The sequence below is a fragment of the Amycolatopsis taiwanensis DSM 45107 genome (assembly GCF_000519205.1).
Lineage (GTDB): Bacteria > Actinomycetota > Actinomycetes > Mycobacteriales > Pseudonocardiaceae > Amycolatopsis_E > Amycolatopsis_E taiwanensis.
In genome coordinates, this window is sequence record NZ_KI912599.1 from 146,340 (window position 1) to 161,501 (window position 15,162).

At 70.3% G+C, this 15,162-nt stretch carries 16 protein-coding genes and 1 pseudogene; 13 read left to right on the forward strand and 4 right to left on the reverse strand.

Annotated features, from left to right (window positions below):
* Window positions 1–6: 6 nt before the first annotated feature.
* On the reverse strand, window positions 7–1,809 hold the full coding sequence (locus A3CU_RS0138270) for a glycosyltransferase (RefSeq protein WP_027946692.1): 1,803 nt from the start codon (window positions 1,807–1,809) through the stop codon (window positions 7–9).
* 427 nt (window positions 1,810–2,236) lie between these two features.
* Here A3CU_RS0138270 and A3CU_RS0138275 point away from each other — a divergent pair, with 427 nt between their 5' ends.
* Window positions 2,237–3,220: a daunorubicin resistance protein DrrA family ABC transporter ATP-binding protein gene (locus A3CU_RS0138275; protein WP_027946693.1), complete on the forward strand. Its 984-nt coding sequence runs from the start codon at window positions 2,237–2,239 to the stop codon at window positions 3,218–3,220.
* Window positions 3,217–4,020, forward strand: a complete 804-nt coding sequence (locus A3CU_RS0138280) for an ABC transporter permease (protein WP_027946694.1) — start codon at window positions 3,217–3,219, stop codon at window positions 4,018–4,020. Before A3CU_RS0138275 ends, A3CU_RS0138280 begins: the two co-directional genes overlap by 4 nt.
* A gap of 14 nt (window positions 4,021–4,034) precedes the next feature.
* Here A3CU_RS0138280 and A3CU_RS0138285 read toward each other — a convergent pair whose 3' ends face one another.
* Window positions 4,035–4,415, reverse strand: coding sequence for a hypothetical protein (locus tag A3CU_RS0138285; RefSeq protein WP_027946695.1), 381 nt, complete (start codon window positions 4,413–4,415; stop codon window positions 4,035–4,037).
* A gap of 481 nt (window positions 4,416–4,896) precedes the next feature.
* Between A3CU_RS0138285 and A3CU_RS0138290 the strand changes: the two genes are divergently transcribed.
* Window positions 4,897–5,478, forward strand: a complete 582-nt coding sequence (locus A3CU_RS0138290) for a TetR/AcrR family transcriptional regulator (protein ID WP_027946696.1) — start codon at window positions 4,897–4,899, stop codon at window positions 5,476–5,478.
* Window positions 5,462–6,964, forward strand: coding sequence for a nitrilase-related carbon-nitrogen hydrolase (locus tag A3CU_RS48725; RefSeq protein WP_084144167.1), 1,503 nt, complete (start codon window positions 5,462–5,464; stop codon window positions 6,962–6,964). Before A3CU_RS0138290 ends, A3CU_RS48725 begins: the two co-directional genes overlap by 17 nt.
* Here A3CU_RS48725 and A3CU_RS48730 read toward each other — a convergent pair.
* Window positions 6,889–7,719, reverse strand: a complete 831-nt coding sequence (locus A3CU_RS48730; RefSeq protein WP_052372876.1) for a CDP-alcohol phosphatidyltransferase family protein — start codon at window positions 7,717–7,719, stop codon at window positions 6,889–6,891. The two genes, A3CU_RS48725 and A3CU_RS48730, sit on opposite strands and share 76 nt — an antisense overlap.
* 184 nt (window positions 7,720–7,903) lie before the next feature.
* On the opposite strand from A3CU_RS48730, the gene A3CU_RS48735 reads away from it, so the two are divergent.
* From A3CU_RS48735 to A3CU_RS48745, 5 genes and pseudogenes are all read left to right on the forward strand, one after another.
* Window positions 7,904–8,914 (forward strand): zinc-dependent alcohol dehydrogenase, encoded by a 1,011-nt coding sequence (locus A3CU_RS48735; RefSeq protein ID WP_043843946.1) that lies wholly within the window; start codon window positions 7,904–7,906, stop codon window positions 8,912–8,914.
* Between the two features lie 2 nt (window positions 8,915–8,916).
* Window positions 8,917–9,327: a 6-pyruvoyl trahydropterin synthase family protein gene (locus A3CU_RS0138310; protein ID WP_027946697.1), complete on the forward strand. Its 411-nt coding sequence runs from the start codon at window positions 8,917–8,919 to the stop codon at window positions 9,325–9,327.
* Complete coding sequence (locus tag A3CU_RS0138315) at window positions 9,281–10,369, forward strand: glycosyltransferase family 4 protein (protein ID WP_027946698.1); 1,089 nt, start codon at window positions 9,281–9,283, stop codon at window positions 10,367–10,369. The genes A3CU_RS0138310 and A3CU_RS0138315 overlap by 47 nt, the downstream gene beginning before the upstream one ends.
* Window positions 10,315–11,160, forward strand: coding sequence for a class I SAM-dependent methyltransferase (locus tag A3CU_RS51915; protein WP_425388312.1), 846 nt, complete (start codon window positions 10,315–10,317; stop codon window positions 11,158–11,160). Before A3CU_RS0138315 ends, A3CU_RS51915 begins: the two co-directional genes overlap by 55 nt.
* Window positions 11,157–12,083: pseudogene (locus tag A3CU_RS48745) on the forward strand (lysylphosphatidylglycerol synthase transmembrane domain-containing protein); the annotation flags it as partial. The gene A3CU_RS51915 and the pseudogene A3CU_RS48745, both read left to right, overlap by 4 nt.
* Window positions 12,084–12,136: 53 nt before the next feature.
* Here A3CU_RS48745 and A3CU_RS51920 read toward each other — a convergent pair.
* Window positions 12,137–12,856: a creatininase family protein gene (locus tag A3CU_RS51920; protein ID WP_084144174.1), complete on the reverse strand. Its 720-nt coding sequence runs from the start codon at window positions 12,854–12,856 to the stop codon at window positions 12,137–12,139.
* A 98-nt stretch (window positions 12,857–12,954) separates the two neighbouring features.
* On the opposite strand from A3CU_RS51920, the gene ribA reads away from it, so the two are divergent.
* The 4 genes from ribA to A3CU_RS0138350 all read left to right on the forward strand — a co-directional run bounded on the left by ribA (window position 12,955) and on the right by A3CU_RS0138350 (window position 15,160).
* Window positions 12,955–13,581, forward strand: a complete 627-nt coding sequence (gene ribA / locus A3CU_RS0138335; protein ID WP_027946699.1) for a GTP cyclohydrolase II — start codon at window positions 12,955–12,957, stop codon at window positions 13,579–13,581.
* Window positions 13,582–13,666: 85 nt separating this feature from the next.
* Window positions 13,667–14,470, forward strand: coding sequence for an inositol monophosphatase family protein (locus tag A3CU_RS0138340; RefSeq protein ID WP_027946700.1), 804 nt, complete (start codon window positions 13,667–13,669; stop codon window positions 14,468–14,470).
* The gene (locus A3CU_RS53165) at window positions 14,457–14,606 is read left to right on the forward strand and encodes a hypothetical protein (RefSeq protein WP_156960768.1); all 150 of its coding nucleotides are present in this window, start codon (window positions 14,457–14,459) and stop codon (window positions 14,604–14,606) included. The genes A3CU_RS0138340 and A3CU_RS53165 overlap by 14 nt, the downstream gene beginning before the upstream one ends.
* Window positions 14,607–14,926: 320 nt before the next feature.
* Complete coding sequence (locus A3CU_RS0138350) at window positions 14,927–15,160, forward strand: hypothetical protein (protein WP_156960769.1); 234 nt, start codon at window positions 14,927–14,929, stop codon at window positions 15,158–15,160.
* Window positions 15,161–15,162: the final 2 nt, after the last annotated feature.

Sequence of the window (15,162 nt, forward strand, 5' to 3'; positions counted from 1 at the left end):
ACCTCCTCACAGGTGGGCACGGGAATCGGCACCGAACAGCCGCGCCCAGTTGCGGCGGCTGGTCAGTTCGGGCATCGCGGCGCGGTACAGCCGTCCGACGCGGGGCGCGCGGCGGCTGAACTCCGACAGCACCCGCACTCCGCGCCAGGCGAGATCGCGTAGCAGCGCGGGATTCCGGTGCCGGAACCGGACTCCCTCCTGCGACGGGTCGGTGACCACGGCCGTGTCGAAAAGGGAGACGTGCCACCAGTGGTTGTGCTTGGCCGCGATCGTGGCCTGCCCGCGGGCTACGCCCAGCATCTGCCAGGCCGCCCGCTTCAGCAGCACGAGACGCGGCATGGAGGGGGTCGGGGCGGGGTAGGAGACCGGCAGGTCGGGCGCGCCGTGGGCCGGATGCACCACGGTCTCGGGGTGGTGGGCGCGCGCCTTGCGCACCGCGGCCGCGGCCTGGGCCCCGCCGTCGGCCAGGATCTGGGGCCCGCGCAGGAAGTCCTCGACCGCCATGAGCAGCGTGCGCGCCAGTCCGTACCGCATCGAGACCAGGTACCGCCCGAATTCCGCGAGCAGAAACTTCGTCGCCTGCCTGACGTTGAAGTCACTGTGCACGGCGCTGACGATCAGCGCGTTGCGAAGGCTGAAGTAGCGCGGCCAGTCGTCCCAGTCCTTCCAGGCGAAGTCGGCATGCCACACCCCGGCACCGGGCAGCGTCACCGTCGGATAACCGGCAGCGCGGGCGCGCAGCCCGTATTCGATGTCGTCCCACTGGAAGAACAACGGCAGCGGATAACCGATCTCGCGCACGATGTCCGGGGGGATCAGGCACGACCACCACGCGTTGTACTCGGCGTTGACCCGGGTGTCGAGGCTCGTCGAGGTAAGGTCGGCGTCGTGCACCGCGCCGGGTACCGGGCGACCCGCGCGCAGGTGCGGCAGGTCGGCGCGCTCGGCGCTGACGTGCAACCGATGTGGATGCAGTTGCTGCAGCATCTGCCCCCCGACGATCGCCGGGTGCTCGGTGCGGGCGGCGAAGGCGATCATCCGGGGCACGGTGTCGGGCTCGAGCGCGATGTCGTCATCCATCAGCACCAGGTACGGCCAGTTCTCCGCCGCACCCGAGGTGGCCTCGTACAGGCCCCGCGTGAACCCCCCGGCGCCGCCCAGGTTCGGCTGGCGCAGGTAGCGAAGCTTGCCGCCCAATGCCTGCTTCACCGCGTCGAAACCGGTGCGCGAGGACACCGGGTCGCTGCCCTGGTCGACGACGTAGACGGTGTCGAGGCCGGCCATGCACTCGACGTCCGCGGCGAGCGTGGTCAGGGTGGCCACGCAGTCGTCGGCCCGGTTGTACGTGCAGATCACGACCGCCGCGGGCCGCTCCCGGGCCCGGTCGTTCACCTCCCAGCGCACGTCGCCGACGGTCAGTTCGGCCGCCTCGGTGTCGGCCTCGAGCCACAGCGCCCCGCCGTCGGTGAACCTGTTCAGCGTGGCGTGGAGGCCGATCGGCTCGGCCACCGCGCCCGAGACCCGGACACCGTCCACCGGGCGAGCATCGCCGGCGGTGTCCGAGGCCATCAGCCGAACCCGCCCGGTGCCGTGGGCCCTGGCCTCCACCCGGACCCGGCCGACCGGCGTCCAGCGTTGCCAGTAGCTGGCCGGGAACCGGCCGAAGTAGGTGTTCGTGGAGACCAACGCGTGCGGTGCGACCGTGACACGACCGCGTTCGGCGACCGCGACGCCGCGCTCCGTCGTGGCATACAGCTCGGCGGGCTCCAGGTCGTTCGGCGGTGCGAAGAGGGTGCGCTGGACCAGCATGCCAACCTTCCTTCCCCAATGGGAAAGGCACCAAACACCGCGCCGCCCCGGCGTGTCCCCGCCCCAGCCTCCCGTGTCCCCGCTCCAGGCACCCGAGTTCCCGCTCCAGGCACCCGAGTTCCCGCTCCAGGCCCGCGTGTCCCCGCTTCGGGCGCCTGAGTTCCGGTTTCAGGCCTGCGTGTCCCCGTTTCAGGCGCCTGAGTTCCCGCTTCAAGCGCCTGAGTTCTGGCTTCAGGCACGTGTGTTCCCGGTTGGGAGGCCGGGTTCCTGCCTCACATGCCAGAGTTCGTCCCTGCCGGGCTTCGGTGTGCCCGTGGCCAACCCCGAGCTTCCTTTGGATGATCAGGGTTCAGATCAGGGGAAAACCGGAGGATTTTGTCGGTCTCCCCGTCTACGTTGTGGTGCGAAACGGAGAGGGGCGTGTTTCATGTCACAACCAGACCCAGGAACCGCCGTCCAGGTGCGTGCCCTGGAAAAGGCTTACGGGTCCACCCAGGCGCTCAACGGTGTCGACCTGACGATTCCGACCGGGCAGGTGCTGGGACTGCTCGGGCCGAACGGGGCGGGCAAGACCACCACGGTGCGCATCCTGACCACCCTGCTCCGGGCCGACTCGGGCGAGGCATGGGTGGCGGGGCACAACGTACGTACCGAGCCGGACGCGGTCCGCCGTGCGATCGGGCTGTCCGGTCAGTACGCGGCGGTCGACGAGAACCTCACCGGATTCGAGAACCTGTACCTGGTGGGCCGGCTCTACGGCCGCAAACGGGCCGCGGCCCGGGCCAGGGCACGGGAACTGCTCGCCCGGTTCCGGCTGGAGGAGGCCGCGGACCGCCCGGCGAAGGGATACTCCGGCGGGATGCGGCGCCGGCTCGACCTGGCCGGCGCGCTGGTCGCGGAGCCGAGCGTGGTCGTGCTGGACGAGCCGACCACGGGACTCGATCCCGGCGGCCGGCTCGACACCTGGAAAGTGATCAAGGAACTGGTCGCCGACGGCACGACGGTCCTGCTCACCACGCAGTATCTGGAGGAGGCCGACCACCTCGCGGACACCATCGTGGTGATCGACAAGGGCCGGGTGATCGCGAGCGGCACCGCGGACGAGTTGAAGGCCATGATCGGCGGGGAACGGCTCGAACTGGTGGTGGCCTCGGCCGCCGACCTGCCGGCCACCAGGCAGGTGCTGCGTGAGGTGGGCAGCGGCGAGCCGGCCGGCGACGATCAGGCCCGCCGGGTCGAGATCCTGGTCGACACCGGGCCGAAGGCGCTGATCGAGGCGCTGCGCAGGCTCGACGCGCAAGGCATCACGGTGCAGGACGTCGCCCTGCACCGGCCGACCCTGGACGACGTGTTCCTGTCCCTGACCGGGCACGGTGCGGAGTTCGTGGACGCTCACGGGGAGAAGAGATGAACGCGATCGCGAAGAGCCTCGCCGATGGCGGCGTGATCACCTGGCGCAACCTGATGAACGTCCGCCGCAACCCGGACTGGTTGATGGCCGCGACCCTGCAGCCGATCATGTTCGTGCTGCTGTTCGCCTACGTCTTCGGCGACGCGATCGGCGGCGCGGCGGGCGGCGCCGCGTACCGGGAGTTCCTGATCGCCGGGATCTTCGTGCAGACCGTGGCGTTCAACTCGGCGTTCACGGTGATCGGGTTCGCCAACGACCTGCAGAAGGGCATCATCGACCGGTTCCGTTCGCTGCCGATGTCGCGGCTCGCCGTGGTGCTCGGGCGGACCACTTCGGACCTCGCGGTCAGCGTCGTGGCCCTGCTCGTGATGTCGCTGTGCGGGCTGATCGTCGGCTGGCGTATCCGGGGAAGCGTGGCCGATGCCGTGCTCGCGTACCTGGTGATCTTGCTGTTCGCCTGGTCGATGTCCTGGATCGGGGCGCTGATCGGGTTGACCGCGCGCAGTGTCGAGGTGGCGCAGAGCGCGGGGTTGATGTGGATGTTCCCGCTGAGTTTCATCTCGTCGGCGTTCGTCCCGTTGGACAAGCTGCCCGGATTCCTGCGGGTGATCGCGGAATGGAACCCGTTCACCGCGGTCACCAACGCGACCCGCAACCTGTTCGGTAACCAGTTCGGCCCGCCACCCACCGGCTGGCCGGCCGAGCACGCCGCGCTTTATGCGATCCTCGCCTGCCTGGCCATCATCGGGATCTTCGCGCCCCTGGCCGTCGCCCGTTACCGCCGCGTCGCCAGCAAGTAACCGGGAAAGGTCAGTCAGCTGATTCGGTGGTCGAACCAGGCAACTGCCCGCGGTACGCGGCCACGACGCAACGCTTCGCGGACGGCTGCGTAATGCACGGCCCGCTCGATGTCCTTGGCGCGCGGCCGGGCCGGCAACCGGCTGAGTACTTCTTCGGGAGCGCATACCCGGACTGGTGCTCCGGCTAACTGGACTGAGTCCGCGCTCGGCTGTAACTCGGCGTAGGTGCCCGTGAGAGCTGGCGGGATGTCGAGCATGCCAAGACGGGTGACGAACAGGTGGTCCAGTTGCTCGGCGGTAGGCGGCTCCGGCGCCCACGCTTGGCACTCTTGCAGGGACAACCCTTTCGACCAGGACGGCTGGTACGCGGGCACGGCCTCGATCTCGATGAGCACGTCGGCAAGTCGGCGCAGGTTGATGGGGCGAGCGCGGGCACCACGTCGAGATCGTTGGGGCTCAGGTCCGCGCCGTAGAGCATCAGGACGGCAGAACCGCTGAGGACCCAGTCGACGTTGCGTTCGCGCGACAGGTGGAGCAGCGAGGCAGTTCGCAGTGGCGGACGTGATCGTGGATCAAGCACTCAGCCGTTCTCCGTTCGGTCCGTGAGTTGGAGTTGACGACCCGAACGATCGGCCCGAACCGGGAATTCGCTTTTTGGAACCGGGGACACGGCTGCCCGAAGCCGGAACTCGCGTGCGTGAGCCGGGGACACAGCGTCCTGAATCGGGGACACGGCTGCCTGAAGCCGGAATTCACGTGTCTGGAGCGGGGACACAGCGTCCTGGGCCGGGATTTCGGGTGGCTGGGCCGGGGGGCTCGGGGTCGGTCACGGAGCCCGATGTGTACAACGTACACGGCGACGTGTACGTTGTACACATGACAGAACCTGGCACGGCCGAGCGAGTGGCGTCTGCGGCTTTGGCGATCCTGCTGGAAGAAGGCGCCCAGGCGGTGACGATGCGCCGAGTGGCGGCGGACGCGGGCGTCACGACGATGGCGACGTACCGCCACTACCCGAATCGAGAGACGCTGCTGCGGGCAGTGGCCGACACGGCCTTCGCGGAATTGGCCAAGGACTGGGGAAACCGCGGCGCGGGCGGCGACTTCGAAAGCCGGATCCACGAGTTGATGCACGGCTTCCTGGACTTCGCGCTGGGCAAGCCGAACCTGTACTCGTTCCTGATCACGGACCGGCGGGAAGGCGTGCGGCAGTTCCCGGAGGACTTCCGGAGCAGCGACTCTCCCGCGTTGGGCCCGGTGATCGAGGTGGTCGAGCAGGGCATGCGGGAGCAGGTGCTGGCCGAAGACGACGCGCTCGAAGTGACACTCGCGATCACCATGCCGGTAGTGGGACTGACCCAGCTCTATCTCGGTGGCCGAATAGGACTGTCCGAAGAGGAATTCAGGCGCCTGTGCGCGAAAACTGTGGGGAGGGTCCTCAATGGACTTAAACACTAACAGGCCGGCACGGTTCCCGGCGGTGCTCGCCGCCGTGGCTGTCTCGGCAACGCTCTTCTACTTCGGCACCGGCCTCACCCCGGTCGCTGCGCTGACCTGGCTGGCGCCGCTGCCGGTGCTGCTGGTGGCGCCCCGCCTGCGAGGATGGACCGCCGCGGGCACAGCGTTCGCGGCGTTTTTGCTTGGTACGGCGAACAGCTGGAGCTTCCAGTTGCACTCGGGCGATACGCCACTGTGGCCGGTGGGCGTCGTGATCGACGTCGGGACGTCGCTGGTGTTCGTGCTCGCCGTGGTGGTCTTCCGCCTGCCGGCCCGCCGCGGGCGGCCGGTGTGGGCCGCGATCGCCGGACCGGCCGCGTGGGCAGGCGCGCTCTACGTGGTGGCGGTGTCCAACCCGATGGGGCTCTCCAACATGTTCTTCGAGGATCAGGGCGATTTTCCCCTCGCCTTGCAGACCGCGGTCGTGACGGGCAGGTGGGGCGTCGAATTCCTGGTCATGTTCGTGCCGTCGGTGATCGCCGCGCTGTGCGCACCTTCGGTGACATCGAAGGCCCGGATACGTTTGGGCGCCGCCGCGGCGGTTGTGCTCGCTGCCGTGTTCACGGCGGGGGCGGTGCGCCTGAACCAGAACACCGGCGATACGCGGCGCGTCGCGGCGATCGCGCCCAACCACTACGCGTGGGCACCCGACGTGGCCAGCCCCCAGGGGCGCGCGCTCGTCGCCGGATACCTGCGGGAGATAGACAATCTGCCTGCGGGCGTGCGGACCGTGGTGCTGCCGGAAGGCGCGTTCAGCTCACCCGATGTCCTGCCCGCCGACCTGGCCGGACCGATGCGGCAGGCCGCCGCGCGGAAGGACATCGACATCGTGCTCGGCTTCATGCACGCCAACGGCGAGCGGGGCGAGAGTGGCTCGGTGCGGGAGAACTTCGCGCTGATATTCCCGGCGGGTGGCGGCGAACCGGTGCGGTACCTCAAGCAGCACGACATGGTCAGCCGTCTCGGCCACGATCTCGTGTTCGTCCCTTCGGCCGGGCCGAAAACCGGGGTCGAGATCTGCCACGACGTCGAGTTCGCCGAGCCCGCCCGAGGCTATGCCGCACAAGGCTCCGACATTCTCGCGATCCCCGCGTCCGACAACGGCGACAACGGCTGGCAGCACAGCCGGACGGCCCTGCTGCGCGGGATGGAGAACGGGCAAGCGGTGGTCTGGGCCGACCAGAACGGCAGCCCGATGATCGCCGACGGCTGGGGCCGGGTGCTCGCCCAGACGTACACGACGGGGTCGACCGGTTTCACCACGATCACCGCGGATGTGCCGATCGGGCCCGGGGCCACGCTCTACACGAAGTTCGGCGACTGGTTCGCGTGGCTGTGCCTCGCGTTGACCATCGTCGCGCCGCTCACGGCCTACCGAGGGCGTAATCGGAAGGCGGAGACGCGGGCCGAGACCCCCGTTGCCCCAGCCCGGATTTCGGCCTCCTGAACCGGGGACACAGCGTCCTGAGCCGGGGACACAGCGTCCTGAATCGGGGACACAGCGTCCTGGAGCGGGGGCGCGGGTGCGCGGCGGCGCCACAGCCATCGGACGTCGCGTCCGAAGGACCAGGTGAGCGTCGCCAGCGAGACGGCGGCCAGTGCGATCGCGGCCGGGTGCGGGAAGACCCCGGAGGTGGCGGCGACCAGGAGAATTCCCTGCAGCGCGGCCACCGTCTTCCGGGCGAAGCTGGGCGGCAGCGGGGCGCGAAGCCACGGTAACGGCCGGCTCGCCGCGACGAACAGGTACCGCATGAGCCCGATCGCCAGGACCCACACGCCGAGCGAGGCCGAGGCCTGGATGCTGAGCAGCAAGATGAGGAACGCGTCGACCTCCATGTCGAAGCGCGCACCCAGCGCCGAGACGGTTCCGGTGCGCCGGGCGACCAGCCCGTCCACCGCGTCCAGGGCCAGCGCCACCGACGCGACCGCGACGAACAACGGCCCGGTGGCGGCGTGGGCGGCGACGAGGGCCATGACACAGCCGACGAGCACGGCCCGGGCCAGGGTCACGTGATCGGCCGGGCCGAAGGACCGGGCGCCGGTGCGGTGCCGCGCGATGGTCAGGATGAACCACAGTGCGGCGGCGTAGCCGGCCCCGGCCAGCCAGCCGGCCCACCCGAGGTGCAGCGGAACCAGCAGGAGGAGCTGGGTGCCCACCGCGGCCGCCTGTTCCCGGCCGGCGGAACCGGTGATCGCCTTCAAGCGCGTCCCTTCCCAGCGGAGACACGGAGGTGTGGAAACGATGCAAAGCGCAAGATCAACACCTTCGTGACCGCAACAACACTGCACGTGGGCGGGGAGGCAGGCCGCCGCTGTGATCGACCGGTAGCCGACCACGGACGTCACGGTCTGGCTACCCGCACACGTTCTGAACAACGCTGTACCTGTGACACATTCAGCATGGGCGTTTTGGTTCAAGTCGGCCGGTGAAGGTGAGATCCGTCCCACCGAGTTGCCCGCCCCAGGGCCGGACGAGGTGCTGGTCCGCACGCTCTTCTCGGCGGTGAGCCGCGGGACCGAGACGCTGGTGTTCCGGGGCGGGGTGCCGGAAAGCCAGTACTCGCTGATGCGCGCGCCGTTCCAGGAAGGCGATTTCCCGGCGCCGGTCAAGTACGGCTACCTCAACGTCGGCGAGGTCGAGCGGGGACCGGCGGACCTGCTCGGCCGCACGGTTTTCTGCCTCTACCCGCATCAGACCCGCTACGTGGTCCCGGCCGGGGCGGTGACCGTCGTGCCCGACCGGGTGCCCGCGGCCCGTGCGGTGCTGGCCGGGACGGTCGAGACCGCGGTGAACGCGTTGTGGGACGCGGCGCCGCTGGTCGGCGACCGGGTCGCGGTCATCGGGGCGGGGATGGTCGGCTGCAGCGTGGCCGCGCTGTTGGCCCGTTTTCCCGGTGTCCGCGTGCAATTGGTCGACGTGGACCCGGCGCGAGCGGCGGTCGCGCGTGGGCTGGGAGTCGACTTCGCCTCGCCCGAGGAGGCCGAAGACGGCTGCGACCTGGTGGTGCACGCCAGCGCCACCGAGGCCGGGCTGACCCGCGCGCTGGAGCTGCTCGCGCCCGAAGGCGAGGTCATCGAGCTGAGCTGGTACGGCGACCGGCGGGTCAGCGTGCCGCTGGGCGAGTTCTTCCACTCCAGGAGGCTTACCGTGCGGGCCAGTCAGGTCGGCATGGTGTCCCCCGCGCGGCGGTCGCGGCGCACGTTCGCCGACCGGCTCGCGCTCGCTCTCGACCTGCTCGCCGACCCGGCGTTCGACGCGTTGATCACGGGGGAGAGCCGGTTCGAAGACCTGCCGTCGGTGCTGCCGCGGCTGGCGGCCGGGGAGATGGGTGCGTTGTGCCACCGGATCGCTTATCGGGAGGCTGTGATAGATCAAGAGAGTCCGGGGAGGTCGTAACTTTGTTCAGTATCACCGTGCGTGACCACCTGATGGTCGCCCACAGCTTCCGTGGTGAGGTGTTCGGGCCCGCGCAGCGGCTGCACGGGGCGACGTTCGTGGTGGACGCGACGTTTCGCCGATCGGAACTCGACGACGACAACATCGTCGTGGACATCGGCCGGGCCACCGCCGAACTGGGCGCGGTGCTCGCCGAGTTGAACTACCGCAACCTCGACGACGAGCCCGCGTTCGCCGGGATCAACACCTCGACCGAGTTCCTGGCCAAGGTCATCGCCGACCGGCTCGCCGAGCGGGTGCACGTGGGTGCCCTCGGCGAAGGCGCGCGTGGCCTGGCCGGGATCACCGTCACCCTGCATGAGTCGCATGTCGCGTGGGCAAGCTACGAGCGTGATCTTCGTACTGCCGGCTGACGTCGACGACCCGTCGATGCCCAGCGGCGGCAACGTCTACGACCGCCGGGTGTGCCTCGGCCTGGCCGCGGCGGGCCGGCCGGTGCGGGAGATCGCCGCGCACGGGACGTGGCCGAGGCCGGGCGCAAGCGCTTGCGCGGAGCTGGCCCAGGCGCTCGCGGGCGTGCCCGACTCCTCGGTCGTGCTGCTCGACGGGCTGATCGCGTGCGGGGTGCCCGAGGTCGTCGTGCCCGAGGCGGACCGGCTGAACCTCGTGGTCGTGGTGCACCTGCCCCTGGCCGACGAGGCCGGGCTGGCGCCCGAGGTGGCCGCGGACCTGGACGCCCGCGAACGCTGGACGCTGCACGCCGCACGCGCCGTCGTGGCGACCAGCGCGTGGACCGCGAACCGGCTCGCCGAGCACCACGGGGTACCCCCACGGCGGGTGCACGTGGTCAGCCCGGGCACCGATCCGGCGCCGCTCGCGCCGGGCACCGACGGCGTGTCGCGGCTGCTCTGTGTCGGTTCGCTGACCCCGAGCAAGGGCCAGGACCTGCTGGTGGAGGCGCTCGCCGCGGTCGGCGACCTGCCGTGGACCTGTGACCTGGTCGGGCCGTGGCGCCGCGATCCCGCGTTCGTCGAACGGCTGCGGGAAACGGTCGCCCGCCGGGGACTGGACGGCCGGGTGCGGCTCACCGGGCCGCGCACTCCGAAGGCGCTCGACCGGTCCTACGCCGCCGCCGATCTGGTCGTGGTGCCCTCGCGCGCGGAAACGTTCGGGATGGTCGTCACCGAGGCGCTGGCCCGTGGGATCCCGGTGCTGGGGGCTGCCGCACAGGGTCTGCCGGACACTCTCGGCCGGGCGCCCGACGGTTCGGTGCCGGGCGTTCTCGTGCCGCCCGGGGACGTTCCGGCGCTGGTCACGGCCCTGCGGGAGTGGTTCGCCGACGAGCAGTTGCGGCAACGTCTCACCATTTCGGCGCGACAACGCCGTGGCATGCTGGTGACGTGGGACGAAACCTCGCGGCGCCTGGCTCGATTGCTCGGACAGCTGACCAGCTGAGTTCGGGTTGTTCCCCGCGATGGCTTTCGCTGCGCGAGCCCGCCGACGCGGTGGCCCGTGCCGAAGCACTGCTCGACCCGCTGCGCGCGGTCCTGCTGAACCGGGACCGCGTGATCGTTCGTGATATGGGTTGTGGGACCGGATCGATGGGGCGATGGCTGGCCGCAAGATTGCCCGGCCCGCAGCACTGGGTGCTGTACGACCGTGACGCCGCGCTGCTCGAGGTGGCGACGGTGACTGGCGTGGCCGCCGACTCCACCCCCGTCACCTTCGAGACGCGCCTCGGCGAACTGACCGGGCTGCGCGCCGAAGATCTCGCGGGAACCTCGCTGGTGACCGCGTCGGCGTTGCTGGACCTGCTCACCGCCGAGGAAGTGGACGGCCTCGCCGCCGCCTGCGCCGGCGCCGGATGCCCGGCGCTGCTCACGCTGTCCGTCTCGGGCGAGGTCGAGTTCGCCCAGGCCGAGCCGCTCGACGCCGAGTTCGAAGCGGCTTTCAACGACCACCAGCGGCGTGACGGGCGGCTCGGGCCGGACGCGATCAGGGCGGCGACCGAGGCGTTCGAGCGTCGCGGAATGCGGGTGGCCGGCCGCCCGAGTCCGTGGCGGCTGGGCCTTCAACAGGCCGCGCTGACCGAACAATGGCTGCGCGGCTGGGTCGCGGCGGCGTGCGAACAGCGGCCCGAACTCGCCGATGAAGCGCCCGGTTACCTGCGCCGGCGGCTCGCCGAGACCGGCGGGGAAGTCGTTGTGGGCCATACGGATCTGCTCGCGATCGAGGAACCAGCATGATCGCGACCGAGCAGGTGTCAGGGGCGCCGTCGTTTCGTAGCAAATCCACCTTGCTCCGTAATGGCCGAGTGCGGGCCGCGGTGCGTAGGTGCTGGCCGTGGCTGCGACTGCTGGTCGCGGTCGGCATCCTGGCCGCGCTCGCGTGGCGGCTCGGTGCGGGCGCCTTCGTGGCCGGGCTGCGGGTGATCACCGTCTCGTCGCTACTGGCCGCCGTGGGCATCGGGTTTCTCACCACGCTGTTCGGCGCGTGGCGCTGGTGTCTGGTGGCCCGCAACCTGGGCCTGCCGCTCAAACTGGGCACGGCGGTGGCGGACTGCTACCGCTCGGTGCTGCTCAACTCGGTGCTTCCGGCGGGGGTGCTCGGCGACGTCCACCGCGCGGTGGACCACGGGCACCGGTCCGGTGACCTGGGCCGAGGGGTGCGCGCCGTGGTGCTGGAACGGTTCGCGGGTCAACTGGCGCTCGCGGTGGCCGGGCTCGGGGCGCTGATGGCCTACCCGGCCCTGGTCACGGGGGTCCTGCCGGGCCGTGGGCTGGTGGTTGTCGTGGCGGTCCTGCTGCTCGCCGTCGTTGCGCTCCTCCTGGCCCGGGCCTCCGCGGCGGGACGGCGCGTGTGGGCGACCGCGCTGCGCGACGCACGCCGCGGCCTGTTCGCCCGGCGCGCCTGGCCGGGCGTGGCGCTGCTGTCCGCGGCGACCGTGGTGGGGAACGTCGCGCTGTTCGTCGTAGCGGCCCGGGTCGCGGGCGTGACCGCGCCGGTCGCGCAGCTTTTCCCGATCATGATCTTGACCCTGATGGTGATGGGGTTGCCGCTCAACGTCGGAGGTTGGGGCCCGCGGGAGGGCTTTTCCGCGTTCGCATTCGGTGCCGTGGGATTGGGCGCCACGGCGGGACTGACCACGGCTGTGGTGTACGGGGTGCTGTCGCTGGCGGCCTGCGCGCCGGGTGTGCTCGTGCTGTTCCGGCGCCGCCCGGGTCAGGGTTCCCCCGGATCGAGGGCCGTTAGGTACCCGGCGAAGGACTCGACCAGGCTCGCCAGCAGTGCCTTGCCCTTGGCTGCCGACGCCAGTGACGGGCGGCCGATCACGCCCGAAGTCGTGTACGCGGCCACGCCGAGCGTGAGCAGGTGAGGCCGATCGTCGGCGACCGAGTCGGCCGTTTCGTAGCCGGCTTTCACCAGTTCCGGGTGGGCGTGCAGCAGGATCGAGGTCTCCAGTTCGCCCGCGTGCATGTCGGTGTCGATCGACGTCCGCAGGCCGGCCGCGGCCCGGGCGCGCAGCAGCTCGGGCAGCCCGGGGAACAGTGCCATCCCGCCGAGCGATTCCTGCACGATGTTGGCCAGCACGTAGTTTCCGCCGTGTCCGTTGACCAGAACCAGCCTGGGCACTCCGGAAAGGCGCAGCGAATCGGCGATGTCGCGCACCACCGAATACAATGTGCTTGCCGAGATGCTCACCGTTCCGGCCCACGCGGCATGTTCGTGGGAGCACGAAATCGTCACCGGCGGGAGCAGTTGGACCGGGTGGGCGGCGGCTATTTCCTGCGCGATGGTGCAGGCGATGACGGTGTCGGTGGCCAGCGGAAGGAAGGGCCCGTGTTGTTCGAAGCTGCCGACTGGCAGCACGGCGACCCGGGCCGCGCGATTTCGTGCGTCGATGGTCGTGTCCGTGGTCGTTTCCAACCGTAGCGGGTCCATCATGTCTGCCTTTCCGCGTTTCCGCCGGGCGCACCCATCCGGTCAATTCCATCATTTCCGGTACACCGTGCACAGGCAGGCAAGACAAGGGTAATTGGATGCGGGAACAAGACATCGCGGAGTCCGAGCTGGTGACTCGCCGGGGCAGGTTCCGGAGCGTGGCCTTCCGGGACCAGCCGGGTGGGCACGAGCACCTGGCGCTGGTCCACGGGACGCGGGTGCGCGAAGACGTGCTGGTCCGGGTGCATTCGGAGTGCATGACCGGCGACATCTTCGGGTCGACCCGCTGCGAGTGCGGTGAGCAGCTGGACGCGGCGCTGGACGCGATCGTCGACGAGGGCAGCGGCATCCTGGTGTACCTGCGCGGGCACGAGGGCCGGGGGATCGGCCTGGTGGAGAAGGTCCGGACGCACATCCTCCAGGACGAGCAGGGCCTGGACACCGTCGATTCCGCGGTCAGACTGGGGCTCCCGGTGGACGTCCGGGACTACACGCCGGCCGCGTCGGTGCTGCGCTATCTCGGGGTTCGGTCCGTGCGGTTGATGTCGAACAACCCGGACAAGATCCGGTCCCTGGAAGCGCACGGCATCGTGGTGACCGCGCGGGTTCCGTTGCTGGTGCGGCCGAGTGCCGACAACATCGCGTACCTGACCGCCAAGCGCGACCGGCTCGGGCACGACCTGCCGCAGCTCGAAGGCTTCGTGCGCGGAGGGGGCGGCGCATGACGCACCTGGTGTCAACCCACGGCGACCAGGGTGACCACCACGCGCGCCGCCGTCAGGCCCCGCGCCTCCTCGCGGAGGAACAAGGATGACCGAGTTCGCCGGCCTGCTGCCGATCGCCCGGGAAGCGGTCGCGATGGCGCGCCGGATCATCTCCTCCCGGGCGCCCGCCGTCCTCGCCGCGAAGGGCGACCGGGACATGGTGACCGACATCGACCTCGCGGTGGAGGACTCGCTCCGCGACTTCCTGGCCCGGGAAACCCCGCACATCGGCCTCCTCGGCGAGGAGCGCGGCCGTAGCGGCGCCACCGGGGAGGCACTCTGGTGGGTGCTGGATCCCATTGACGGCACCGCGAATTTCGCGCGGGGTATTCCGCTTTCCGCGGTGTCACTGGGACTCGTGGCCGGCCGGCGCAGCGTGCTTGCCGCGATCGAACTGCCGTTTCTCGACGTGACCTACACGGCGTTGGCGGGGCAGGGCGCCTACGCCGGGGACGAGCGGATCACGTCGTCGCCGGTGCGGGAGCTGTCCCAGGCGGTGATCTCGCTCGGCGACTTCGCCGTGGGTTCCGGCGCCGAGCCGAAGAACCGGCTCCGGATGGCTTTGCTGAGCCATCTCGGCGCGCGGGCGCAACGCATCCGCATGCTTGGGACCGCCGCGATCGACCTGGCCTGGGTCGCGCACGGCAAGCTCGACGCCGCGATCATCCTGGCCAACCTGCCCTGGGACACCATGGCCGGTGCGCTGCTGGTCCGCGAGGCGGGCGGCGCCGTGCTCGACCTCGACGACACCGAGCACTCCGCCGACTCCGCGGCGACCATCGCCGTGTGTCCCGGCCTGCGCGCCGAAATCATGTCCATCCTCGCCACCTCCCGGCGTGTCCCCGGCTGAGGACGCCGAGTTCCCGCTTCAGAACACCGAGTTCCCGCTTCAGAACGCCGAGTTCCGGGTTCAGGGGCGCGTGTCCCCGGCTCAGGAGGCCGAGTTCCGGGTTCAGGGCACCGAGTTCCTGGTTCAGCGAGTCTAGTTGCGCATTCGCGAGCCCATGCCGTGCGGTGTGGGCAGATCGCCGTAGGGGCGGACACCACATTCACCGTCGCGCTCGGCTTCGGTAACAGCTCCAGTTCCGCGCTCGCCGCGGGGTGGCGTGCTCGCGAGCGGATTTTCCGCCGTGGAAGCCGCCTATCGCAGTGGCAGAGACTCCTATGTGGACAGTATGAAGGCCGCGCCGGCCCGCGTTTTGCGGTGACACACAACGCTGTCGCGCCTACTAGGTGGCGGTGATGGCTCTGCATTCGGCCGAGGACAAGACCTTCGCGGCGCGAGCGTGGCCGGGCTGGCGACCCCGTGGGGCGACGTGGTCAGCGCCGACTCACCGGGCGACGGCTACCACCGGGTGTGGGCCGCGACCCGTACCAGCAGGAGACCGGGCTGATCGCCGCCGGCGACACCGCGCAGGCCCGGCGGATGGCGCAGTTCATGCGGAACGGCCAGTACATCTCAGCGCCGAGCGCGGGCGACGGCACCACCTACCCGCCCGGCTGGTTTCCCCGGTACAGCCCGGTCAGGTACGGAACCTGACC

What these genes read in the sequence shown, in the direction of transcription:
- A3CU_RS0138275 (WP_027946693.1), top strand. Translation starts at nt 2,237, where the DNA reads ATGTCACAACCAGACCCAGGAACCGCCGTCCAGGTGCGTGCCCTGGAA.
- A3CU_RS0138280 (WP_027946694.1), top strand. Translation starts at nt 3,217, where the DNA reads ATGAACGCGATCGCGAAGAGCCTCGCCGATGGCGGCGTGATCACCTGG.
- A3CU_RS0138270 (WP_027946692.1), bottom strand. Translation starts at nt 1,809, where the DNA reads ATGCTGGTCCAGCGCACCCTCTTCGCACCGCCGAACGACCTGGAGCCC.
- A3CU_RS0138290 (WP_027946696.1), top strand. Translation starts at nt 4,897, where the DNA reads ATGACAGAACCTGGCACGGCCGAGCGAGTGGCGTCTGCGGCTTTGGCG.
- A3CU_RS48725 (WP_084144167.1), top strand. Translation starts at nt 5,462, where the DNA reads ATGGACTTAAACACTAACAGGCCGGCACGGTTCCCGGCGGTGCTCGCC.
- A3CU_RS51920 (WP_084144174.1), bottom strand. Translation starts at nt 12,856, where the DNA reads ATGGACCCGCTACGGTTGGAAACGACCACGGACACGACCATCGACGCA.
- A3CU_RS0138340 (WP_027946700.1), top strand. Translation starts at nt 13,667, where the DNA reads ATGACCGAGTTCGCCGGCCTGCTGCCGATCGCCCGGGAAGCGGTCGCG.
- ribA (WP_027946699.1), top strand. Translation starts at nt 12,955, where the DNA reads ATGCGGGAACAAGACATCGCGGAGTCCGAGCTGGTGACTCGCCGGGGC.
- A3CU_RS0138315 (WP_027946698.1), top strand. Translation starts at nt 9,281, where the DNA reads ATGTCGCGTGGGCAAGCTACGAGCGTGATCTTCGTACTGCCGGCTGAC.